The sequence below is a fragment of the Alishewanella aestuarii B11 genome (assembly GCF_000280055.1).
GTDB classification, from domain to species: Bacteria; Pseudomonadota; Gammaproteobacteria; order Enterobacterales; family Alteromonadaceae; genus Alishewanella; species Alishewanella aestuarii.
On the sequence record NZ_ALAB01000041.1, the window covers coordinates 92,248 to 108,253 of the forward strand.

At 53.1% G+C, this 16,006-nt stretch carries 13 protein-coding genes; 6 read left to right on the forward strand and 7 right to left on the reverse strand.

Going from position 1 to position 16,006, the window contains the following annotated elements; genetic code table 11:
* Positions 1 to 20 precede the first annotated feature (20 nt).
* From AEST_RS15855 to ccoN, 5 genes are all read right to left on the reverse strand, one after another.
* On the reverse strand, positions 21 to 509 hold the full coding sequence (locus AEST_RS15855; protein WP_008610261.1) for a FixH family protein: 489 nt from the start codon (positions 507 to 509) through the stop codon (positions 21 to 23).
* A gap of 69 nt (positions 510 to 578) precedes the next feature.
* Positions 579 to 1,553 (reverse strand): cytochrome-c oxidase, cbb3-type subunit III, encoded by a 975-nt coding sequence (ccoP, locus tag AEST_RS15860; protein WP_008610262.1) that lies wholly within the window; start codon positions 1,551 to 1,553, stop codon positions 579 to 581.
* Positions 1,546 to 1,728 carry a cbb3-type cytochrome oxidase subunit 3 gene (locus tag AEST_RS15865; protein WP_008610266.1) on the reverse strand — a complete coding sequence of 61 codons (183 nt, stop codon included), beginning with the start codon at positions 1,726 to 1,728 and terminating at the stop codon, positions 1,546 to 1,548. Before AEST_RS15865 ends, ccoP begins: the two co-directional genes overlap by 8 nt.
* A 5-nt stretch (positions 1,729 to 1,733) precedes the next feature.
* Entirely contained in the window at positions 1,734 to 2,342 is a 609-nt protein-coding gene (ccoO, locus tag AEST_RS15870) for a cytochrome-c oxidase, cbb3-type subunit II (RefSeq protein ID WP_008610268.1), read from the reverse strand.
* A 10-nt stretch (positions 2,343 to 2,352) separates the two neighbouring features.
* Complete coding sequence (ccoN, locus tag AEST_RS15875) at positions 2,353 to 3,780, reverse strand: cytochrome-c oxidase, cbb3-type subunit I (RefSeq protein WP_008610270.1); 1,428 nt, start codon at positions 3,778 to 3,780, stop codon at positions 2,353 to 2,355.
* A gap of 310 nt (positions 3,781 to 4,090) precedes the next feature.
* Here ccoN and AEST_RS15880 point away from each other — a divergent pair, with 310 nt between their 5' ends.
* Entirely contained in the window at positions 4,091 to 4,477 is a 387-nt protein-coding gene (locus AEST_RS15880) for a hypothetical protein (protein ID WP_238534625.1), read from the forward strand.
* Here AEST_RS15880 and AEST_RS15885 read toward each other — a convergent pair.
* Both AEST_RS15885 and gap read right to left on the reverse strand, forming a co-directional pair.
* On the reverse strand, positions 4,461 to 5,318 hold the full coding sequence (locus AEST_RS15885; protein WP_008610272.1) for a D-hexose-6-phosphate mutarotase: 858 nt from the start codon (positions 5,316 to 5,318) through the stop codon (positions 4,461 to 4,463). The genes AEST_RS15880 and AEST_RS15885 overlap by 17 nt on opposite strands.
* Before the next feature lie 109 nt (positions 5,319 to 5,427).
* Positions 5,428 to 6,435 carry a type I glyceraldehyde-3-phosphate dehydrogenase gene (gene gap / locus AEST_RS15890; protein WP_008610273.1) on the reverse strand — a complete coding sequence of 336 codons (1,008 nt, stop codon included), beginning with the start codon at positions 6,433 to 6,435 and terminating at the stop codon, positions 5,428 to 5,430.
* 234 nt (positions 6,436 to 6,669) lie between these two features.
* Here gap and malQ point away from each other — a divergent pair, with 234 nt between their 5' ends.
* The 5 genes from malQ to purT all read left to right on the forward strand — a co-directional run bounded on the left by malQ (position 6,670) and on the right by purT (position 15,968).
* On the forward strand, positions 6,670 to 8,862 hold the full coding sequence (gene malQ / locus AEST_RS15895; protein WP_008610275.1) for a 4-alpha-glucanotransferase: 2,193 nt from the start codon (positions 6,670 to 6,672) through the stop codon (positions 8,860 to 8,862).
* Between the two features lie 55 nt (positions 8,863 to 8,917).
* Positions 8,918 to 11,110, forward strand: coding sequence for a 1,4-alpha-glucan branching protein GlgB (gene glgB / locus AEST_RS15900; protein ID WP_420794945.1), 2,193 nt, complete (start codon positions 8,918 to 8,920; stop codon positions 11,108 to 11,110).
* A 10-nt stretch (positions 11,111 to 11,120) separates the two neighbouring features.
* Positions 11,121 to 13,169, forward strand: coding sequence for a glycogen debranching protein GlgX (gene glgX / locus AEST_RS15905; RefSeq protein WP_008610277.1), 2,049 nt, complete (start codon positions 11,121 to 11,123; stop codon positions 13,167 to 13,169).
* Positions 13,170 to 13,254: 85 nt separating this feature from the next.
* On the forward strand, positions 13,255 to 14,784 hold the full coding sequence (gndA, locus tag AEST_RS15910; protein ID WP_008610280.1) for an NADP-dependent phosphogluconate dehydrogenase: 1,530 nt from the start codon (positions 13,255 to 13,257) through the stop codon (positions 14,782 to 14,784).
* Positions 14,785 to 14,789: 5 nt separating this feature from the next.
* Positions 14,790 to 15,968 carry a formate-dependent phosphoribosylglycinamide formyltransferase gene (gene purT / locus AEST_RS15915; protein WP_202948025.1) on the forward strand — a complete coding sequence of 393 codons (1,179 nt, stop codon included), beginning with the start codon at positions 14,790 to 14,792 and terminating at the stop codon, positions 15,966 to 15,968.
* Positions 15,969 to 16,006: the final 38 nt, after the last annotated feature.

Below are 16,006 nucleotides of genomic sequence, written 5' to 3' on the forward strand. Positions count from 1 at the left end.
CTATTCCTTCGTACTTAAGGTTAGTTATAACCGAGTTTAATTTCCTGCTCTGCCGGCAGGGTTAGATTGGCTTTTAAGCGCCATTCATTAGAGTCATCTGAGACGGTCAGGCGCCAGCGGCCATTCGGTGTCAGCGGCAGGGTTGCTACGTACAGCAATTCGCCACTACGTTCAGCGTCGACAGCAAAATCCTGCGCGCCGAGGGTCGGATGGTAAAAATCAAGGTGGATCTTGTCACCCAAGACGGCATTTTCGGCAAAACGCACCACAGCACGGTTACCGGCTACCAGTATATGCGCGTCCAGATTACGCAGGGCGGCTTCACGATATTTGGCTAGCTGCAGATTTATACTTCTGCCCGCGGCATAATAATCGTCGATCACCACTTCCGGCTTATGCTGTTGCATCACTACTATGGTGTGCACAGCTTTTAATGCCGTAATCACCGGAATGGCAATCAGGATCCAGGGCCAGAGTTGTTTATACCAGGGTTTGGTGTCCAGTTGCATCAGTTACCTCTTTTATAAAACTAAGCCCCGGAACGGGGCTTAGATTCTAACAGAATGTCAGGCTGAGTGTCAGCGCAGGTCTTCCGGATTCGCCAGACGATAGACGTAGGCTGTCAGGATATGTACCTTATCTTCGCCCAGTGTCTCCTTAAAGGCTGGCATCACACCAAAACGGCCATGACGCAGCGTTTCTTCGATATCCTTGGCAGAGCCACCGTATAACCAAATATTATTGGTCAGGTTTGGCGCGCCAAACGGCAGATTATGCGCCACGCTACCGCGACCATCAACACCATGACAGGCGGCACACATACCAAACTTGGCTTTACCGGCTTCGGCGTCTTTTTCATTTACCGCACGGCCAGACAGTTGCAGTACATAGGCCGTCATCTCGCGGATACCCTGATCGCCCAGCGCAGCTTCCCAACCTGGCATGGCCGCTTTACGACCGTATAGCAGGGTTTCTTTGATTTTCTCCGGTGTGCCGCCATATAACCAGTCATTGTCGGTCAGGTTCGGATAGCCACGCTGACCGCGGGCGTCTGAGCCGTGACACAGGGCGCAGTTCTGCAGGAACAAGCGCTGACCGATCTTCAGGGCTTCGGTATCATAGGCCAGATCCAGCACATCACGTTTGGCGAACGCCTGGAACACCGGGCCAAATACCTCATCGGCACGGGCATTTTCCACATCCAGCTGCACATGGCGGCCTTCAGCGCGGGCTAACTCCACCGCCTGGCGTGATTCCTCCAGAGACTTAATTCCCTGGTTAGAGCTGGTCCAGTTCAGGAAACCCTTATAGTTACCCAGGCCCGGATAAGCAGCCAGATAGAAAACCGACCAAATCAGGGTGGCGAAGAACATATAGGTCCACCACTTTGGCAGGGGGTTATTCAGTTCTTTTAAGCCATCCACTTCATGATCGGTGGTTTCGTCTTCCGGCACACCGACATAGTTTTTCAGGTTCCACACCAGCAGCACTACACAAAGTACTAATACTGGGATAGTCAGTACCCAAATCCAAAGATTCCAGAAGCTACTCATGCTCCTTCTCCCGTTTTGAATGTTGTTTTTCTGAATCCGGTTCGTCGTCAAACACCAGGTTAGCGGCCTCATCAAAATCTGGCTTACGCTTCTTGCTGTAAGCCCAGATAACAAAGGCGACAAAGCCAACGAACAGGATCACGGTCAAAATGCTGTGAACTGTTGCAAATTCCATAGCGCTTACTTCAGGGCTGTGCCCAGTGATTGCAGATAGGCAATCAGGGCTTCCATTTCGGTTTTACCTTTCACTGCATCTGCAGCACCGGCGATATCTTCGTCGGTATAAGGCACACCAAAGCCACGGAAGATTTCCAGCTTACGGGCCGTGTATTTACCATCCAGAATATTACGGTCTAACCAGGGATAGGCCGGCATATTGGATTGGGGTACAACTGAACGGGGATCCATCAGGTGCGCATGGTGCCAGTCATCGCTATAGCGACCGCCAACCCGAGCCAGGTCAGGACCAGTGCGCTTCGAGCCCCACAGGAACGGGTGCTCCCACACGCTCTCACCGGCAACCGAATAGTGGCCATAACGTTCCACTTCGGCACGGAACGGGCGGATCATCTGACTGTGGCAGTTGGTACAACCTTCACGGATAAAAATATCCCGGCCTTCCATCTGCAGGGCAGTGTAAGGTTTCAGGCCATCGACCGGCTGGGTGGTTTCATCCAGAAACATCAGCGGGGTGATTTGCACTAAGGTACCAAAGCTGATGGCGACAATGGTGAAAATGCCCAGTAAACCAACGCTTTTTTCGACTTTTTCGTGATGATTTTTTGACATTTCGCTCTCCTTAGGCGGCTGCTGCAGCAGGTTGGGCTGCTGGTGTTTTACTGCTTACTGTCTTGTAGACGTTGTAAGCCATCAGCAACATACCGGCGACGACAAAAACACCACCAATAAAGCGCATCAGATAGAACGGCATTGAGGCTTCCAGGCTTTGTACAAAGCTGTAAGTCAAAGTACCGTCCGTGTTAACTGCGCGCCACATCATGCCTTGCATAATACCGCTGATCCACATTGCTACGATGTACAGCACCACACCGATGGTGTGCAGCCAGAAGTGGGTGTTGATCAGTTTTAAGCTATACATGCCGTCTTTGTTGTATACGGCCGGGATCAGGTGATACATAGCACCGATAGAGATCATGGCAACCCAGCCAAGCGCACCCGAGTGCACGTGACCTACGGTCCAGTCAGTGTAGTGTGACAGTGCATTCACTGACTTGATGGCCATCATCGGACCTTCGAAGGTCGACATACCATAGAAAGACAGTGACACAATCAGGAAACGTAAGATTGGATCGGTTTTCAGCTTATGCCAGGCGCCTGACAGCGTCATAATACCGTTGATCATACCGCCCCAGCTTGGTACGAACAGCACCACTGACATCACCATACCCAAGGACTGAGTCCAGTCAGGCAGGGCAGTGTAGTGCAGGTGGTGTGGACCCGCCCAGATATACAGCGCAATCAGCGCCCAGAAGTGGACGATCGATAAACGGTAAGAGTAGACAGGACGACCTGCTTGTTTTGGTACGAAGTAATACATCATACCCAGGAAACCTGCAGTTAACAGGAAGCCTACGGCGTTATGACCATACCACCACTGGACCATCGCATCGACGGCACCGGCATAGATCGAATAAGACTTACCTAAATGCAGCGGGATAACCATGCTGTTGACGATATGCAGCGCGGCAACAGTGATAATAAAGCCACCGTAGAACCAGTTTGCCACGTAGATATGGCTGGTTTTACGCTTAATCAGGGTGCCGAAGAATACAATAGCAAAGCTGACCCAAACAATGGTAATCAGAATATCAATTGGCCATTCCAGTTCAGCGTATTCTTTACTTTGGCTCAGACCCATCGGCAGCGTAATGGCCGCAGCCACGATAACGGCTTGCCAGCCCCAGAAAGTAAACATGGCCAGCTTTTCCGCGAACAACCTTACCTGACAGGTACGCTGTACCACGTAGTAACAGGTGGCGAATAAAGCACTGGTACCAAAGGCGAAGATCACCGCGTTGGTATGAAGAGGACGAAGACGGCTGTAGGTCAGCCAAGGTGTATCAAAGTTAAGCGCCGGCCAGTATAACTGGGCTGCAATTAACACACCCACCACCATGCCAACAATACCCCAAAGAACGGTAGTGATGGCAAAGAGGCGGACAACGCTATAGTTGTATTCAACATTTAACGGTTTGGTCTGGCTCATGTTGAGTTCCGCTGCAGTTTTGCTGGTTACTAAAATACCACCTGAGGGTGGCCCTTCTTATTATAAGTGGCTACGTCCGCTGCAAGAGCTGATACAGTTGGTTGTACCCACTTTATTTGGCCCGAATGATAAGGCCTTTACCCCATAAAAGATAGGCGAAGCCGCCTATTTTATGATGTAGAACAAAGTTGCTGTTCAATTTTCAGGCAATTAGGCCTGTTGCTGGTTTTTTGCCTGTTGTTAGCGCTAAGATAGCCACTTCTACGAGTTTAGCAGGCATTACCCTGAGATGAAGTTTGCAGTGAAGTTAGTGTTATGTTTCATTTTTTTATTTGTACTGCAGGCTTGTACACCCGCCGCTAATGATAACAGCCAGCTGACCCTGCTGCAAACCGCTGACCTGAGTGTACAAATCAGTCCGGCAACAATACCGGTGGAAAGCCCGCTGACGCTAACGGTGAAAACAAACCTTGATATTCAGCAACTTAGTGGTGAAATTCGCGGCATTTCGATGTATATGGGGCGGATCCCGTTACACTGGCGTAAGGTCAGCGACACAGAGGGCACCGTCTGGCAAGCGGAGTTTTTGCTCGGCGCCTGTACCGATCCGCAAATGCGCTGGCAGTTGACGCTGACGATGGAAACCGCAAGCGGGCAGCAGCAACTGCAGCTGATCGATTTTACGTCAAGCTGGTAAGGTGCTGGCACAGCTGTAATGGCGCTGCAGAGGTCAAATCCAGCCGTGCTGTCTCAACACAGACAAATTGCTGATAGCCGTCTGCTTCAAGATCAAAGATGGCCTGGCTGCGTTCCCGCCACGGATTCCAGACCACAGTGGCATCCTGGCCCTGTTGGCTGATTTTTAACTGCTGTGCGCCGCTTTCTAACAGCAGCTCTGCCGCTGGCTCTGGATACACCCGATCAATTTCCCGCTCAAAGCGAACCGGCGCAGTGCTTTGCACCCGCTCGCCGCCCAGTGTTTTATCCAGATAGGCGCCGGGTAAAGGACTTACACGGGTGTCTGACAGTGACGGTACCGCAAAATAGCTGTGTAACGCAGCTTGTTGCAGCATCGGCTCGGCACAGTCCAGCTGTAAAGTCAGAGTGTCTGTGGTCAGCTTCAGCGTCAGGTTTAACGTTACGCTGTTATGCAGTGTCGGGATATCATCAACATCGATGCTTAAGGTAACCAAAGCTTGCTGTGCCGACGGCTCCGCCTGCACCTGACGCCACAGTCGGTTACGCACTAAACCATGGTTGGGCAGTTTAGCCGCGCTGGTATTAAAGGGCTTGCCCGCCGGGCCAAACCAGGGCCAACATACCGGCACGCCGCCGCGGATCGCTTGTTGCTGTTGCCAGACCGCTTTCGGGGATAGCCATAGCAGCTCGCGCCCGGGCACTGGCTGATAGGATAACAACTGAGCACCATACAGCGAGATCACAGCCGAGGCCTGGCCGCAGACTAATTTCAGGCAGGGCAGGTCAGTTAAATGGGCAAAGCCGGTCTGGGTACTGATTTGCGATATTGTCTGCGACATCCTGATTCCTTATTACTCGCTCAACGGGTGGTAAAATAACGTGTTAAATCCACTGCCTTAAAATGCATACAGCCAGCAAAAGCTGGCTGTAGTGATTAGCAGGAGACAATTAGAACTTCATTAGCTCAACCGTGTTATCCAGCATACGGTTACTAAAGCCCCACTCATTATCGTACCAGCTCATCACTTTGACCAGCCGGCCCAGTACCCGGGTTTCAGTGGCATCGAATACCGACGACATTGGGTTGTGGTTAAAGTCAATTGATACCAGCGGCAGATCGTTCACCGCCAGTACTTCACTCATTGGGCCGCTGCTGGCAGCCTTACGGATAATATCGTTCACTTCTTCCGCCGTGGTATCGCGGCCGGCAATAAAGGTCAGGTCGACTAAAGATACGTTAATCGTTGGCACCCGTACTGCCAGGCCATCAAATTTGCCTTTTAGCTCTGGTACCACTAAACCGACAGCAGCAGCGGCGCCGGTCTTGGTCGGGATCATCGACATTGCCGCGGCGCGGGCCCGGCGCACATCAGTGTGATAAACATCACTTAAGCGCTGATCGTTAGTGTAGGCGTGGATGGTGGTCATTAAACCAGATTCAATACCCAAAGCTTCATACAGAGGCTTGGCTACCGGCGCCAGGCAGTTGGTGGTGCAGGACGCATTAGAGATAATGTTCATCTCAGGCGTCAGGATCTGATGGTTTACGCCGTAGACCACAGTGGCGTCGACATCTTTACCCGGTGCTGAGATGATGACTTTTTTCGCGCCGGCAGTTAAATGGGCGCCTGCGGTTTTACGATCGGTGAACAGGCCGGTACATTCCAGTACCACATCGACTTTCAGCTCGGCCCACGGCAGCTCGGCCGGATTACGCACGCTGAGGGTACGGATTTCGTCATTGTTCACATAGATGGCTTTGTCATCGTGGCTGACGTTGGCAGCAAAAATACCGTGCGCGGTGTCGTACTTTAACAGGTGGGCGTTAATTGCCGCATCGCCGAGATCGTTGATGGCTACGATCTTAATGTCATAGCTTTTGCTGCTTTCATACAGTGCCCGCAGCACGTTACGGCCAATCCGGCCAAAACCATTAATCGCAACACGAATAGTCATAAGAACCCCGCTGTTAAAGTGTTAAACTGTTTGAAAACGTATTCATCAGGTATTTGTAGTAAAATTACATTATTCAGGGCAATTTTCAAGCTTAAAAGCATTTTTGTTGCTGACTTTGTAATTTAATGACATAAATGACCATGACAAGCTGCAAACCGCTCCTTACAATAGACTGCTCTTTAGCATAACAAGCATGCAGACTCTATTTTAGGCACATAAAAACAAGGATTTCCAATGGACGCCGTCTTACTCGCCGAACTGATTGCCTTTAACGGCATTGAAACCACCTTTAATGATGCCTGGGGGCAGCCGTGTCAGGTCAGCGAGCCGGATCAGTTAGCGCTGCTCAGTGCCATGGGATATCCGGTACAAGATGAAGCCGCCTGCCGTCAGGAGCTGTTACAGCGGCAACTGGATTACTGGCAACAACTGATCGCGCCGGTATCGGTGCAGCAGCAAGATGAGCTGGGCTGGCAGCTGGAGGTGATGGTGCCACTGGCGCTGGCGAATACCGATTTTACCCTGACGCTGACTACTGAGCAGGGCGCAACACAGCAGTGGCCACTGCTGCCGGTAGATGGCGAGCTGACACAGGTGGTGGTGTTAGATGGCGAAGAGTATCAGCAGTATCTGCATCATATCGCCTACCCATTAACAGCCGGTTACCATCAGTTGGAGCTGCGCTGCAGTGGTACCGATTTACTGGTCAACCAGCAACTGATTATCAGCCCTGGTCATTGTTATCAACCGGCAGAGTTTAGCCAGCGCAAACAGTGGGGTAGTGCGATCCAGCTTTATGCGCTGCGCTCGGAGCGCAACTGGGGGATCGGTGATTTTAGCGATCTGCAAGCGCTGATCCGCTATCTGGCGAAGCAGGGGGCAGATTTTATTGGTCTTAACCCCATTCATGCGCTCTATCCGGCCTTAGCGGATAATGCCAGCCCTTATAGCCCGTCGTCGCGGCGCTGGCTCAATATTATTTACCTTGATGTGACCGCCACACCTGGCTTTAACGATAACGCGGCGCTACAGGCGCATCTAAAGCAACCTGCGGTGCAACAGGCAATAGTGGCAGCGCGGCAGCAGGACTGGGTCGATTACCCGGCCGTGATGGCACTAAAGCTGCCAGCATTAAAGCTGTGTTATCAGTGGTTTATCGACAACAAAGCCGCGCAGCCTGAACTGGCTGCCGCCTTTGATGCCTTTAAAGCCGCCGGCGGCAACAGTTTAGCGCAGCTGGCGCTATATGATGCGCTGCATGCCTGGCTGTATCAGCAAGACAGCCAATACTGGGGCTGGCCAAACTGGCCAGAGCAATACCGGGATCCGGACAGCGACGCCGTGCAGCAATTTGCTGCTGAGCACGCAGCTGAGCTGGATTTTTACATTTATCTGCAATTCCTGGCGCAGCAGCAGCTCTCAGAGGCCCAGCAACTGGCAACAGCGCAGGGCATGTTATTAGGTTTGTATCGTGATTTAGCGGTTGGCGTCAGCGAGGCCTCCACCGAGATCTGGGGTAATCCTGAGCTGTATTGCCGTGACGCCAGTGTCGGTGCGCCGCCGGATCCACTGGGACCGACCGGCCAAAACTGGGGTTTGCCGCCGATGAAGCCGTTTCAGCTGTACCAGCAGGGCTATCAACCCTTTATTGAGCTGTTGCGTGCCAATATGCAGCATGCCGGTGCGCTGCGGATTGACCATGTGATGGCGCTGCTGCGGCTATGGTGGGTACCAAAAACGGCGGCTAATGCCGGCTCCGGTGCCTATGTTTATTACCCTATTATGGATCTGCTGGGCATTCTGGCGCTGGAAAGTCAGCGTCAGCAGGTGGTAGTCATTGGCGAGGATCTGGGCACCGTACCTGAGGGCATCCGCGAGTTACTGCAGCAATTCGGTATCTATTCCTACCGGGTCTTCTTCTTTGAAACCGCGCCGGATGGCGGCTATATTTCGCCGGCACATTATCCGCTGCAGGCGATGGCGACCTTAAGTACCCACGATTTGCCAACCTTAATCGGTTTCTGGCATTGTGAAGACTTAAAACTGGGCCAGCAACTGGGCTTGTATCGCGACGAAGGCCAACTGCAGCAACTCTATCAGCAGCGCCATGCCAATAAACAGCGTATTTTAGATTCGCTGCACGGTCATGGCCGCTTACCGGCTGATTACCCGCGCAGTGTCGACCAGCTTGCCATGGACCGCACTTTGAATTTCGCCATGCAGCAGCATCTGGCCGCCGGCGCCCAACAGCTGTTATGCCTGCAAATTGAAGACTGGCTGGAAATGACCCAGCCGGTGAATGTGCCTGGTACCAGTAATGAATATCCAAACTGGCGGCGCAAATTGAGTCAGCCGCTGGAACAGTGGACGCAAGAGCCGCATATTGCCGCCTTATTGCAGCAATTAACGGCGCTGCGACGCCAATAAATAAGCCGCCGTAAGGCCCATTCAGGTAACTCTCAGACATTTTATTAAGGACAGAATCATGACTGCACAGCTGTTAACCGAAGCCCGTTTAAATCAGCCGTTTGGCTTTTTAGGTTGGCAGCCGCGAATGCAGGACGGGAAAGCGCGTGGCCTGTTGCTGCGCTGCTATCTGCCGCATGCCAGTGCGGTCAGTGCTTTCGATAGCAAAACCAATAAACTGTTAGGTGAGTTAACGCCCGATAGCAGTTGTCCCGGTTTGTTTGTGCTGGAGTTACCCACTAAGCGTAAGGCGGTGCCCTATCGGTTACAGGTTACCCAGGGCCGCTATCAGCACCAGTTGTTTGACCCTTATCAGTTTACTGAGCAAGCCTATTATGCGGTGCACTTTGTACAGCATCAGCCGGAAAATCTGTACCGGCAGCTTGGCGCCCAACTGATTGAATTGGATGTCGCCGGCAAACGGCTGCCGGCAACCCGTTTTGCCGTCTATGCACCCAATGCCAGCAGTGTCAGTCTGGTCGGTGACTTTAACCAGTGGGATGGCCGCTGCCATCCGATGCAACGCACCGACTGTGGCCATTTCGTGCTGGTGCTGCCGGAAGTAGCCGCCGGCGTGCGCTATAAATTTGAAATTAAAGATCAGCATGGTCATCTGTTACCACACAAAGCCGATCCGCTGGCCTTTTATGCTGAGCAATATCCGTCGCATGCCTCGCTGGTTTACGATCATCAGCAGTATCAGTGGCAGGATCAGGCCTGGCAAAACCGCACTGCGCCCAATCCATATCAGAGCCCGATGAGTATTTATGAAGTGCATCTGGGCTCCTGGCGCCGCGGGCCGGACAATCAACCGCTTAATTACCGTGAGCTGGCGGCGCAGCTGATCCCTTATGTGCTGGATCTGGGCTATACCCATATCGAACTGTTACCGGTGATGGAGCATCCGTTTGATGGTTCCTGGGGCTATCAGCCACTGGGGCTATTTGCCCCCACCTCGCGCTTTGGCCATCCGGATGATTTTAAAGCCTTTGTCGATGCCTGCCATCAGGCCGGTATCGGCGTTATTCTTGACTGGGTACCGGCGCATTTTCCGGAAGATGGTCATGGTTTAGCCCGTTTTGACGGCTCGCATCTTTATGAATACGCCGATCCGCGCCGTGGCTGGCACCCGGACTGGAATTCCTGCATCTATGATTTTGGTAAGGATTATGTGCGCCAGTTTCTGGTAGCCAGTGCGCTGTATTGGCTGGAGCACTTTCATATCGATGGCATCCGCGTTGATGCGGTGGCCTCGATGCTGTATTGGGATTACTCGCGCAAAGCCGGGGAATGGATCCCGAATATCGACGGCGGCAATCATAACTATGAAGCCATTAGTCTGTTCCGCTGGCTTAACCGCGAAGTGTATAGCAAGTTCCCTAATGCCATGACCATTGCCGAAGAGTCGACGTCTTTCCCGATGGTGTCACGGCCGACCGATATTGGTGGCCTGGGCTTTGGCTTTAAATGGAATATGGGCTGGATGAACGATAGTCTGCGCTATATCAGTAAGGACCCGGCTTACCGGCAGTATCATCATAACGATCTGACCTTTTCGATGGTGTATGCCTATAACGAGAATTTTATCCTGCCGTTATCGCACGACGAAGTGGTGCATGGTAAAGGCAGCTTACTGCAAAAAATGCCGGGCGATGAGTGGCAGCAGGCGGCGAACTTACGTGCCTATATTGCTTTTATGTACGCGCACCCGGGTAAGAAAATGAATTTTATGGGGAATGAGCTGGCGCAAAGCCGCGAATGGAATCATACCCAGAGTCTGGACTGGCAGCTCTTAAGCTATGATAAGCACCGTGGGGTACAGCAGCTGTTCCGCGATCTGAACCTGACTTATCGGCGCTGCGCACCGCTGTATCAGCTAGACTATGAGCCAGCGGGCTTTGGCTGGCTGGAGCATCAGGATGCAACCCATAGTACGCTGAGCTTTTTCCGGCAGGATGCGGCCGGCCAGCGTATTTACGTGGTCAGTAATTTTACGCCGGTGCCGCGCCAGCATTTTGCGCTTGGCGTGGCGGAAGAGGGCGAGTTTGAAGTGATCCTCAATACCGATAGTGAGTATTTCTGGGGCAGTAATTATCCGGTGCAGCAACAGGCACTGGTCAGTATTGCTGAAGCCTGGCAGGGCCAACCACGGCGGCTGAGCTTGAATTTACCACCGCTGGCAACCCTCTATTTACGAGTTAAACCTTAGGATCCGCGCGATGGCCGATCAGATAGCACTGCTCAAAATGAGTCCTGGCAAGCCGGCGCCATTGGGGCCAACGCAACTGAGTGCCGGCTGCTGGAACTTCGCCGTCTATGCCCCGGATGCGACCGGGCTGCAACTGTGTTTATTTCGCCCGGATACGGAAGAGCTGCTGGCGGAAATTCCTTTTAGTGGCCGCACCGGTGAGATCTGGCATTTGCAGTTGCAGGGCGTCGCTGACGGCACCCTCTATGCGCTAAAAGCCGCAGGCCCGAACCAGCCAGACCGCGGCTTATTGTTTGACAGTAACAGGTTGTTACTGGACCCCTATTGCCGGCAGTTAAACCGGCCGCAGTACTGGCATGAACAGCAATATGTAAGCCGTAGTCACTATTCATTGGCCAAAGGCGTACTCAGTAGCACTGAGTTTGACTGGCAGGGCGTCACTAAACCACAGATCCCACGCGAAAAAACCGTACTGTACGAGGCGCATATCAAGGGCCTGACCATGCAGCATCCGGCGGTACCGGAAGCATTGCGCGGTACCTACCTTGGTCTGTGTCAGCCAGAGGTGATCGCGCATTTAAAAGCACTGGGTATTACTACGGTGCAGTTACTGCCGGTGGCGGCCTTTATGGCAGAGCCACGCTTAAGCAGTCTGAAGCTTACCAACTACTGGGGTTACAACCCGCTGGCATTTTTTGCACCCGAGCCACGCTATCAGGTAGAAGATGCGGTGCAGGAGTTTAAAACTCTGGTTCGCACCCTGCATCAGCACGGGCTGGAAGTGATTCTGGATGTCGTTTTTAACCACACCGCTGAAGCGGGCGAAGATGGCCCGGTGCTCAGTTTCCGCGGTCTGGCCAACCGCCAGTATTATCTGTTTCACAGCCATGGTGAAATGATTGATTATCAGAATTACTGCAACTTTACCGGCTGTGGTAATACGCTAAACCTGTCACACCCGGCGCTGCAAAAAATGGTGCTGGACGCGCTGCGGTACTGGCTGACTGAGATGCAGGTTGATGGCTTCCGCTTTGATTTGGCGGTAACGCTGGGCCGTGAGCATAAACGCTTTAATCCCTATGCGGCCTTTTTCCAAATTATTGCTCAGGATCCGGTGCTGTCGCAGGCCAAGCTGATTGCCGAGCCCTGGGATGTCGGGCCCTTTGGCTACCATCTGGGGCAGTTTCCGGCGCATTGGTCTGAGCTTAACGACAAGTTCCGCGATACCTGCCGTGCGTTCTGGCGCGGTGACAGTGGCACCTTACCGGAATTTGCCACCCGCTTACTGGGCTCACGCGATATTTTCCAAAAGCACCATAAGCCGGCCAGTTGCAGTGTCAATTATCTGTGTTATCACGATGGTTTTACGCTGCAGGATCTGGTCAGTTATCAGCATAAACATAACTGGTTGAACGGTGAAGAAAACCGGGACGGTCATAGCCATAATCTGAGCTGCAATCATGGCGTCGAAGGCCCAAGCTCAGATCCGGCAATCGTCGCCGCCCGCTATCAGCATAAGCGTAATCTGGTGGCCACTTTGCTGCTGAGTCAAGGCATTATCCACTGGCTGGGCGGTGATGAGCTCAGCCATAGCCAACATGGCAACAATAATGCGTACTGTCAGGATAATCCGATTTCCTGGCTTAACTGGCAATTGGATGGTCATAGCACGAAGTTTTTGCAGTTTGTACGCCAGATGATGGCACTGCGTAGCCAGTTTAGTTGCCTGCAGCAGCTGAGTTTACTGGACGATCAGTATCAGCTGCATGGTGACAAACATCAGGTGCACTGGTATTTACTCGATGCCACGCCGATGCAGGAACAACACTGGCATCAGGCCGAACTTAACTGCTGTATGCTGGAGATTATCAATACCAACAGCCAGCAAAGCCTGCTGGTACTGATAAATGGTTCGGCCCGTAACGAAGCCGTGTTATTTCCGGGCAACAGCCGGCAACTGGTGTTTGATACCGCGCTGGATGATGGTTTACAACCGGTTAAACCGCTGCAAGCCAGCCAATGGCTGCAAACGGCGCACAGCCTGTCAGTCTGGCAGTAGGCTTATGCCGGTTATTCGGCTATAATGCCGGCCATTTTTCGAGCCGCGCCAAGGCGCATTTCTCTGCTGTTTAAAGGATCGTCAAATGACAGACAACACACCACTGTGTGATATCGGCTTCGTTGGAGCCGGCGTAATGGGCAAAAACCTGATCTTAAACCTGGCAGATCATGGTTACCGGGTGGCGGCCTTTGACCTCGATCTGCAAAAGCTCGAAGCCGTGCTGGCGCAGGATACCGCAGAGCGCGGTGACCAGCCGCCGCGGGTAATTGGCTGTAGCTCCTACACCGAATTATTATCCCGCCTTTCTGCCCCCCATCTGATTGTTCTCTCTGTTCCCGCCGGTAAAGCCGTAGATGATGTCTGCCACAAGTTGATTGACGCCGGCATTCAGGCCGATGATATCGTGGTCGATACCGGTAACAGCCTGTGGACCGATACTGTCGCGCGGGAAAAGAGCTTTGAAGGCAAGTTTATCTTTTTCTCCACCGCCGTTTCCGGTGGTGAAGTCGGTGCCCGTTTTGGCCCCTCCTTGATGCCAAGTGGCGATCCCTATGCCTGGACCCGGATTAAACCTTTATGGCAGGCCATTGCGGCCAAGGTTGATCCGGCCACCGGCAAAGCTATCGAACGCTTTGAGCCGGGTAATCCGGTTAAAGAAGGTGAGCCATGCGCCAGCTATATTGGCCCCAGCGGCTCAGGCCACTATGTGAAGATGGTGCATAACGGCATTGAATATGCCGATATGCAGCTGATTTGCGAAGTGTATCAGGTGATGCGCGATGTGCTGGGTATGTCGGCGCTGGCGATTGCCGACATTTTCCGGCGCTGGAATGAAGGCCCGCTGCATAGCTATTTAATTGGCATCAGTGCCGAGGTGCTGGCCACCAAAGACAGTGAAACCGGCTTGCCGCTGGTCGATGTGATTGTCGATAAAGCCGGCCAAAAGGGCACCGGCCTGTGGACTGCGGTCAGTAGCCTGCAGCTGGGCAGCCCGGCGCCAACCATAGCGGAAGCGGTGTACGCCCGTTCTATCTCTGCTCTTAAAACCGAGCGGGTCAAGGCCGCGACAGTGCTGGCGGGTCCGGCGCAAAACCTGTATAGCGAAGCGCAGCAGGCGGAGCTGATTCAGATGCTGCATGATGCGCTGTACTGCGCCAAGATCTGTGTTTACGCCCAAGGCTTCCATTTAATGAAAACGGCAGCGGAAGAGCAGGGCTGGCAGCTGAATTTCGCCGAAATTGCGAAGATCTGGCGCGCCGGCTGTATTATCCGCGCGGTATTCCTGCAGTCGATCAGTGAAGCTTATGAGCGCAACGACGAGCTGGAGAATCTGCTGCTGGATCCGTTTTTCTCCAAGCAAATTTCGGTCTATCAGCAAAACTGGCGTAAAGCGGTTGCCAATGCCTCGCTGGCAGGTATTCCGGTAGCAGCGCTGAGCTCAGCACTGAGTTACTACGATGCGTACCGTACTGCAGTGTTGCCAGCCAACCTGCTGCAAGGGCAACGCGACTATTTTGGTGCCCATACCTTTGAGCGTACCGACAAGGCCAAAGGTAAGACTTATCACGTAGATTGGAGCCACCCAGAGCGGCCAATGGTGAAAATTAAATGACGACGATAATCGGAACCCCGGGTACCAGCAGTAGCACCAAGGTGCTGTTATTAGGTGCCGGTGAGCTTGGTAAAGAGCTGTGTATTGAATTAAAGCGCTACGGCTGTGAAGTAATTGCGGTTGACCGCTATCCGAATGCGCCGGCGATGCAGGTGGCTGATAAAGCCGTGGTGATCTCGATGCTGGATAACGCCGCACTGCGCCAGCTGGTGATCAGCGAAAAGCCAAGCCTGATAGTGCCGGAGCTGGAAGCCATCGCCACCTCGGTATTGCTCGAGCTGGAGCAGGCCGGATTTAACGTGGTGCCCAGCGCCAAAGCCGTTAATCTGACGATGAACCGCGAGGGGATCCGCCGTTTAGCCGCCGAGCAGCTGCAATTACCGACTTCACCCTATCAGTTTGCGGAAGATAAAGCCGGCTTTCTGGCTGCGGTGGCGGCTATTGGTTATCCCTGTGTGGTTAAACCTATTATGTCCTCCTCAGGGAAAGGCCAGAGCGTGCTGCGCTCGGATGCCGATCTGGAGCAGGCCTGGGCCTATGCCCAGGAAGGTGGCCGTGCCGGTAAGGGCCGGATCATCGTAGAAGGCTTTATCGATTTTGACTATGAAATTACTTTGTTAACAGTGAATTCGGTGTCCGGGATCCAATTTTGTGCGCCCATTGGGCATCGCCAGGAAAAAGGCGATTACCGCGAAAGCTGGCAGCCACAACAGATGTCAGCTATGGCACGGCAAAAAGCGGAAGCCTATGCGACTGCGGTAGTAGAGGCACTGGGCGGTAAAGGCTTATTCGGTGTTGAGCTCTTTATCAAAGGCGACGAGGTTTGGTTTAGCGAAGTGTCACCCCGGCCACATGATACCGGTATGGTGACGTTGATATCGCAGCAACTAAGCGAGTTTGCGCTGCATGCGCGCGCCATTCTGGGTTTACCTATTCCGCAAATCAAGCAGTACGGCCCGGCCGCATCAGCCGTGTTGCTGGTGCCGGGGCAAAGCCAGAATATTCAGTATGCCGGCTTAGCCGATGCGCTGCGTGAACCTGATACGGAGCTGCGGCTCTTTGGTAAGCCGGAAGTGCAGGGTGAGCGGCGAATGGGCGTGGCGCTGGCGCTGGCAGAAAGCACTGAGGCGGCGACAGCTAAAGCCTTGGCGGTAGTAAAGCAGCTACAGGTGAGTTTGCTGTAAAGCGCCATGGCGTAATTGACCACGGCTTAGTTGACCAC

Excerpts from the sequence above, each read along its gene's own strand:
- AEST_RS15855 (WP_008610261.1), bottom strand. The coding sequence starts at position 509 with ATGCAACTGGACACCAAACCCTGGTATAAACAACTCTGGCCCTGGATC.
- malQ (WP_008610275.1), top strand. The coding sequence starts at position 6,670 with ATGGACGCCGTCTTACTCGCCGAACTGATTGCCTTTAACGGCATTGAA.
- ccoP (WP_008610262.1), bottom strand. The coding sequence starts at position 1,553 with ATGAGTAGCTTCTGGAATCTTTGGATTTGGGTACTGACTATCCCAGTA.
- gndA (WP_008610280.1), top strand. The coding sequence starts at position 13,255 with ATGACAGACAACACACCACTGTGTGATATCGGCTTCGTTGGAGCCGGC.
- ccoN (WP_008610270.1), bottom strand. The coding sequence starts at position 3,780 with ATGAGCCAGACCAAACCGTTAAATGTTGAATACAACTATAGCGTTGTC.
- AEST_RS15865 (WP_008610266.1), bottom strand. The coding sequence starts at position 1,728 with ATGGAATTTGCAACAGTTCACAGCATTTTGACCGTGATCCTGTTCGTT.
- gap (WP_008610273.1), bottom strand. The coding sequence starts at position 6,435 with ATGACTATTCGTGTTGCGATTAATGGTTTTGGCCGGATTGGCCGTAAC.
- glgX (WP_008610277.1), top strand. The coding sequence starts at position 11,121 with ATGGCCGATCAGATAGCACTGCTCAAAATGAGTCCTGGCAAGCCGGCG.
- ccoO (WP_008610268.1), bottom strand. The coding sequence starts at position 2,342 with ATGTCAAAAAATCATCACGAAAAAGTCGAAAAAAGCGTTGGTTTACTG.
- AEST_RS15885 (WP_008610272.1), bottom strand. The coding sequence starts at position 5,318 with ATGTCGCAGACAATATCGCAAATCAGTACCCAGACCGGCTTTGCCCAT.